We start from the raw sequence: 5,158 nt of genomic DNA on the forward strand, positions 1-5,158 counted from the left end.
CAGCCGCGTGAAGCGCCAGATGGAGAAGACGCAGCGCGAATACTATCTCAACGAGCAGCTCAAGGCGATCCAGCGCGAGCTGGGCACCAGCGACACCGACGAGGGCGGCGACGAGATCGCCGAGCTGAGCCAGAAGATTGCCGGCCTCAAGCTGTCGAAGGAAGCGCACGCCAAGGCCACCGCTGAGCTGAAGAAGCTCAAGACGATGGCGCCGATGAGCGCCGAGGCGACCGTCGTGCGCAATTATCTCGACGTGCTGCTCGGCCTGCCGTGGGGCAAGAAGTCGAAGATCAAGAAGGATATTCCTGCGGCCGAGGCGATCCTCGACGCGGACCATCACGGGCTTGAGAAGGTCAAGGACCGGATCGTCGAATATCTGGCGGTCCAGGCGCGCACCAACAAGCTCAAGGGGCCGATCCTCTGCCTCGTCGGCCCGCCCGGCGTCGGCAAGACGAGTCTCGGCAAGTCGATCGCCAAGGCGACGGGCCGCGAATTCGTGCGCCAGTCGCTCGGCGGCGTGCGCGACGAGGCCGAGATTCGCGGCCACCGCCGCACCTATATCGGCTCGCTGCCGGGCAAGATCGTGTCGAACCTGAAGAAGGCGGGCAGTTCCAACCCGCTCTTCCTGCTCGACGAGATCGACAAGCTGGGGCAGGACTTCCGCGGCGATCCCGCTTCGGCACTGCTCGAAGTGCTCGATCCCGAACGGAATGCGAAGTTCCAGGATCACTATCTGGAGATCGACATCGATCTGTCGGACGTGATGTTCGTCTGCACCGCGAACAGCCTGAACCTGCCGCAGCCCCTGCTCGACCGGATGGAGATCATCCGCCTGGAAGGCTATACCGAAGACGAGAAGGTCGAGATCGCGACCAAGCATCTGCTGCCCAAGGTAATTCAGGAGCATGGCCTGAAGGATGGCGAGTTCGCGCTGTCCGAGGCGGGGCTGCGCGACCTGGTCCGCTATTACACCCGTGAGGCGGGGGTGCGGACGCTGGAGCGTGAGCTGTCCAGGCTGGCGCGCAAATCGCTGCGCCGCATCCTCGAAGGCAAGGCGATCGCGGTCGAGATCGGACCCGACAATCTCGGCGAGTTTGCCGGCGTCCGCAAATTCCGCTTCGGCGTGTCCGAGGAGGAGGACCAGATCGGCGCGGTCACCGGCCTCGCCTGGACCGAGGTCGGCGGCGAGCTGCTGACGATCGAGGCGGTGACCGTGCCCGGCAAGGGCCAGGTCAAGACCACCGGCAAGCTGGGCGAGGTGATGCAGGAGAGCGTCCAGGCGGCATGGTCGTTCATCCGCGCCCGCGCGCCGATCTACGGCGTGAAGCCGAGCCTGTTCGCGCGCAAGGACCTGCACCTCCACCTGCCCGAAGGCGCCGTGCCGAAGGACGGACCGTCGGCGGGCATCGGCATGGTCACCGCGATGATCTCCACCCTGACCGGCATTCCGATCCGGCGCGAGGTCGCGATGACCGGCGAGGTGACGCTGCGCGGCCGCGTGCTGCCGATCGGCGGGCTAAAGGAAAAGCTGCTCGCCGCACTCCGCGGGGGGATTGCGACCGTGCTGATCCCGAAGGAGAATGAGAAGGATCTGGCCGACATTCCAGCCAATATCCTGGAGGGGCTGGAGATCGTGCCGGTGGGGCATGTCGACGAAGTCCTGGCACGCGCGCTGGCCCAGCCGGTCGTTCCGATCGAATGGACCGAAGCGGATGAACTCGCGACCGAACCCCAGATCGGCGCGATCGGAACTGATCCGGCCCCAAGCGTCGCCCGGCACTGATCGCGTCGTTTCCTTTTGACTTGCACGGCGGGGCGGGCATTAGATGCCGCCTCGTTCGTCGCCGCAATGGCGAAAAGGGGACTTTCATGAACAAGCAGGAGCTGATCGCTCAGGTCGCGGACCAGACCGGGCTCGCTCGCACCGATACCGCGCGCGTGGTGGAAACCATGCTCGATCTGATTACCGCCAACCTCAAGAAGGGCGGCGAAGTACGGCTGGTGGGATTCGGCAATTTCTCGGTCAGCCGGCGCAAGGCGTCGGTCGGCCGCAATCCGCGCACCGGCGAGCCCATGAACATCAAGGCCACCAGCCAGCCGAAATTCCGGCCCGGCAAAGTGCTGAAGGACGCGGTGAACTGACGGCCGCGCGCCGCGACACCATTCACGACGACTTGCCCGCGCCGGGGCTGGACAGACGGGTCCGCACCCGGTAACCGCCGGGCCAAGGGCGCATAGCTCAGTGGTAGAGCACTGTGTTCACACCGCAGGGGTCGCAGGTTCAAACCCTGCTGCGCCCACCACTCTAAGTGGTTATCCGGCCGGCATTTTTCGTTCTCCCATTTGGATTACGTTAGATGCCGGTCCGGCCCCTCTCCGGTGCAGAGCACCCGGAACGCGGCTTTCCAGATCGGCAATGAGGCTTTCGAGCGTCTGCATGACGTTCGGGAAGCGGTGGTCGACGGCGTAGGTTTCGGTGGTGCCGCCGGTATGGTGGCCCATGAAGCCCTGCAGCTCCCACAACGGTACGCCGGCGGCGCGGACGATCGTCGCGAGGCTGTGGCGCAGGACGTAGGGGCGCCATTCGCGTTCGCGGGGCAGATCGAGCGCGGTGAGCATCGCGGTCCAGGCGCTGTCGATGTCGCGGACCGGACGGCCGTAATAGTTCACGAGCCAGCCGCCCGTCCGCATCCGTGGATCGTCATTCTCCGCATTGGCGCGCGTGAAGGCGAGCCATTCGCCGAGCAAAGGCACGACCGGCAGGAGGGGGCGGAATTTCTTCGTCTGCGCGCGGCCGGCGGGGTTGAGAGCGAGCGTCGGCGCGCCCGGCCACCACTGGCGCCGGCCGGGCAGGGTGGCGATGTCGACGATCGCATCGGGCCGGGCGAGCGTGCAGATCGACGCGACGATGAAGGCATGGAGCGCGGTGCGGCGCTTCGCAGGCTCGGCCGCGTAGGCGAGCATATCGGCGAGGACGGCGACGTCGACGCGCACGCGGCGCGCCTGACTGACCTGCTTGCGGGCAAGCGGCCTGAATTTCGGGCGGGCATCGGAGCGGTCGGCGTTGGCGGCGTGATTGAGGACGGCGGCGAGCTGCAGCACCGATTCCTCGGTCGTCGCGGGCGAGCGGGGGCGGGAGCCGGTCACCTCGCCCGCCTTGTTGCGATAGACGACGGGCTGGGCGCGTGACCAGGCGCGGAAGCGATCGGCGAAAAGGGCGGTGGTCGCTTCGGCGCAACTGGTTTCGATCAGGCCTTCGACCTCGAGGAAGTCGACGACATGCTTGAGGCGCGCGGCGATCGAATCGGCGGAGTCGCGTTCGTCGCCGATTTCGAGCCGATAGTCGGCGATCGCGTCGGTCAGGAGATAGGCGGCGGCGCGCGCCATGGGCTGGCCGCAATGCGGGCAGTAGGCCGGCGCTTCGCCGCGATCGGCGAGGTAGCGCCGATCGAGGGCGATCATGCCTTCTTCCTCGGCATCCGTGCCCGTCGAAGCGCTTTTCGTGCGTCGGGCGGCGCGGTCGTACCAGAAGATGGCGAGGTAGGGGCTGCGGAGGGTGCCGTCCGCCTTCCTGTCCCAGCCGAGCCAGTATTTGCCTCTTCGATAGATCGCAGTCTCGTATCCCGACACCGGGCCTTTTCCTTCAGAAATTCCGCCTTGGCGGCGTGCAGGGTGTCGATCAGCCCGAGGCGGACGAGCAAGTCGAGGTCCGCGCTGGTGAGGCCGATGCCCTTGCCGAGCTCGGCCGCGCGGCAGAGCTTGCGATCGAGGTGGACGATGCTGGGAATCGCAGTCATGCGCGCGCCTCGACCACGGCGCTGTCCGGCCAAAGCAGGGGCGGGACGAGCTGGGGCGGATCGTTCGGGAAACGCCGCGCCAACGCGCGGCAGCGGCCGCACCGACATTCATCGCGCCCAGATAGAACGAGGGGCACGACGTCACCCACGACGTCGCCTCAGCGCGCGCGTGGCGAACGTGTCGGCCTCCACCACCAGGCCGTCTTCGAACAGAAACTCGGCGCGGTAGGGCGCAACGAGCCGGATCTGGCGACAGCGGTGGCCGAAGCGATCGCCGTGGAACTGCCGGCGGTTCCAGATGCGGAGCGGCGCCATCAACCGAGCCCCAGCGCGGCCTTGTAGGTTTCGAGGAGGGCTTCGGCTTCCTCGCGGGCGTGCTTTTCGAGGCGGCGCAGGCGGACGATGGCGCGCATCGTTTTCGTGTCGTAGCCCTGCGACTTCGCTTCCTGATAGGTGTCGCGAATATCGTCGGCCATGCCCTTCTTCTCTTCCTCGAGCCGTTCGATGCGTTCGATGAAGAGCCGCAGCTGATCGGCGGCGATCGTGTCAGACATTCCGGCCCTCCAAGGCATTGAGCTGATCGAAAAAGCCGCCCATCTGGAGCGCGGTGCGGACCGAATGTTCGGTCGTGTCGCGGAGCATGGCGCGGCATTGGCGCAGGAACAGGTCGTGGGGCGCGTCGCGATCGGCGACGATGCGGAGCGACCAGCAGACGGGGCCGTCGACGACGTCGCTCCACCCGCGAAAGGTGAGGCAGGCGTTGCCGCCCTCGTCCCGGTCGAGCATCGCCAGGATCTGGCGCCCCTCGATATTGAAGGACCGGGCGTGCAGGTGCGCGTTGGGTTTCGGCATCAGCCCAGCTCCCCCCGGGCGGCGGCGAGGACCTGTTCGCCGGCCGAGGCGATGGTATCGGCCAGATCGGGCGTGGCGGTGCCGTCCTCGAATCCGCGGAGGGCGACGCACGCCGCCTCCAGCGCGGCGGCGAGATAGGGGGCGGACATGGCGAGGCGCGTGCGGGCGCGCGCCGCCTCCCCGGCGGCCGACTTCAGCGCGGCGGCTTCGGCGATGGGGAAGATCGCGATGTTGCGGACGAGATCGGGCGCGACGCGCTCTACCCCGACGAGGGGGGAGAGGGCCGAAACCTCCCAGCGGGGCCAATCAGACATGGGCGCATTCCCCCCGGATGCGCGGCGCGCGATGGCGCCGGGCGCGCAGGACGGCGGCAGCGGATGCGGCAATGACGATCGCGGCCAGGCCATAAGCGGCATCGCCCAGGGCATCCTGCGCGCCTAGCATCATGCGGGAACCCGCTTTGACGATTGCGGGCGCGCGCCGCATAGTGACCCGGCGCGCGCCCGCTC

8 protein-coding genes and 1 tRNA gene are annotated in these 5,158 nt (G+C 67.4%); 3 read left to right on the forward strand and 6 right to left on the reverse strand.

Going from position 1 to position 5,158, the window contains the following annotated elements:
• From lon to ACOJSF_RS11220, 3 genes are all read left to right on the forward strand, one after another.
• Positions 1-1,783, forward strand: a 1,783-nt coding sequence (gene lon, locus ACOJSF_RS11210; protein ID WP_420142284.1) for an endopeptidase La, incomplete at its 5' end; no start/stop codon positions are given.
• Positions 1,784-1,869: 86 nt separating this feature from the next.
• Positions 1,870-2,142, forward strand: coding sequence for an HU family DNA-binding protein (locus tag ACOJSF_RS11215; protein ID WP_420142285.1), 273 nt, complete (start codon positions 1,870-1,872; stop codon positions 2,140-2,142).
• Between the two features lie 86 nt (positions 2,143-2,228).
• Positions 2,229-2,303: transfer RNA gene (locus tag ACOJSF_RS11220), tRNA-Val, on the forward strand.
• Positions 2,304-2,313: 10 nt separating this feature from the next.
• Here ACOJSF_RS11220 and ACOJSF_RS11225 read toward each other — a convergent pair.
• The 6 genes from ACOJSF_RS11225 to ACOJSF_RS11250 form a co-directional block, all read right to left on the reverse strand.
• Positions 2,314-3,630, reverse strand: coding sequence for a hypothetical protein (locus ACOJSF_RS11225; RefSeq protein WP_420142286.1), 1,317 nt, complete (start codon positions 3,628-3,630; stop codon positions 2,314-2,316).
• 308 nt (positions 3,631-3,938) lie between these two features.
• Positions 3,939-4,112, reverse strand: a complete 174-nt coding sequence (locus ACOJSF_RS11230; RefSeq protein ID WP_420142287.1) for a hypothetical protein — start codon at positions 4,110-4,112, stop codon at positions 3,939-3,941.
• Complete coding sequence (locus tag ACOJSF_RS11235) at positions 4,112-4,351, reverse strand: DUF2312 domain-containing protein (protein WP_420142288.1); 240 nt, start codon at positions 4,349-4,351, stop codon at positions 4,112-4,114. Before ACOJSF_RS11235 ends, ACOJSF_RS11230 begins: the two co-directional genes overlap by 1 nt.
• Entirely contained in the window at positions 4,344-4,649 is a 306-nt protein-coding gene (locus ACOJSF_RS11240; protein WP_420142289.1) for a hypothetical protein, read from the reverse strand. Before ACOJSF_RS11240 ends, ACOJSF_RS11235 begins: the two co-directional genes overlap by 8 nt.
• On the reverse strand, positions 4,649-4,963 hold the full coding sequence (locus tag ACOJSF_RS11245; protein WP_420142290.1) for a hypothetical protein: 315 nt from the start codon (positions 4,961-4,963) through the stop codon (positions 4,649-4,651). Before ACOJSF_RS11245 ends, ACOJSF_RS11240 begins: the two co-directional genes overlap by 1 nt.
• Positions 4,956-5,158 (reverse strand): hypothetical protein (locus ACOJSF_RS11250; protein WP_420142291.1); only part of this gene is annotated, 203 nt, incomplete at its 5' end. The genes ACOJSF_RS11250 and ACOJSF_RS11245, both read right to left, overlap by 8 nt.

Source organism: Sphingomonas sp. (assembly GCF_048594985.1).
Classification (GTDB): domain Bacteria; phylum Pseudomonadota; class Alphaproteobacteria; order Sphingomonadales; family Sphingomonadaceae; genus Sphingomonas_I.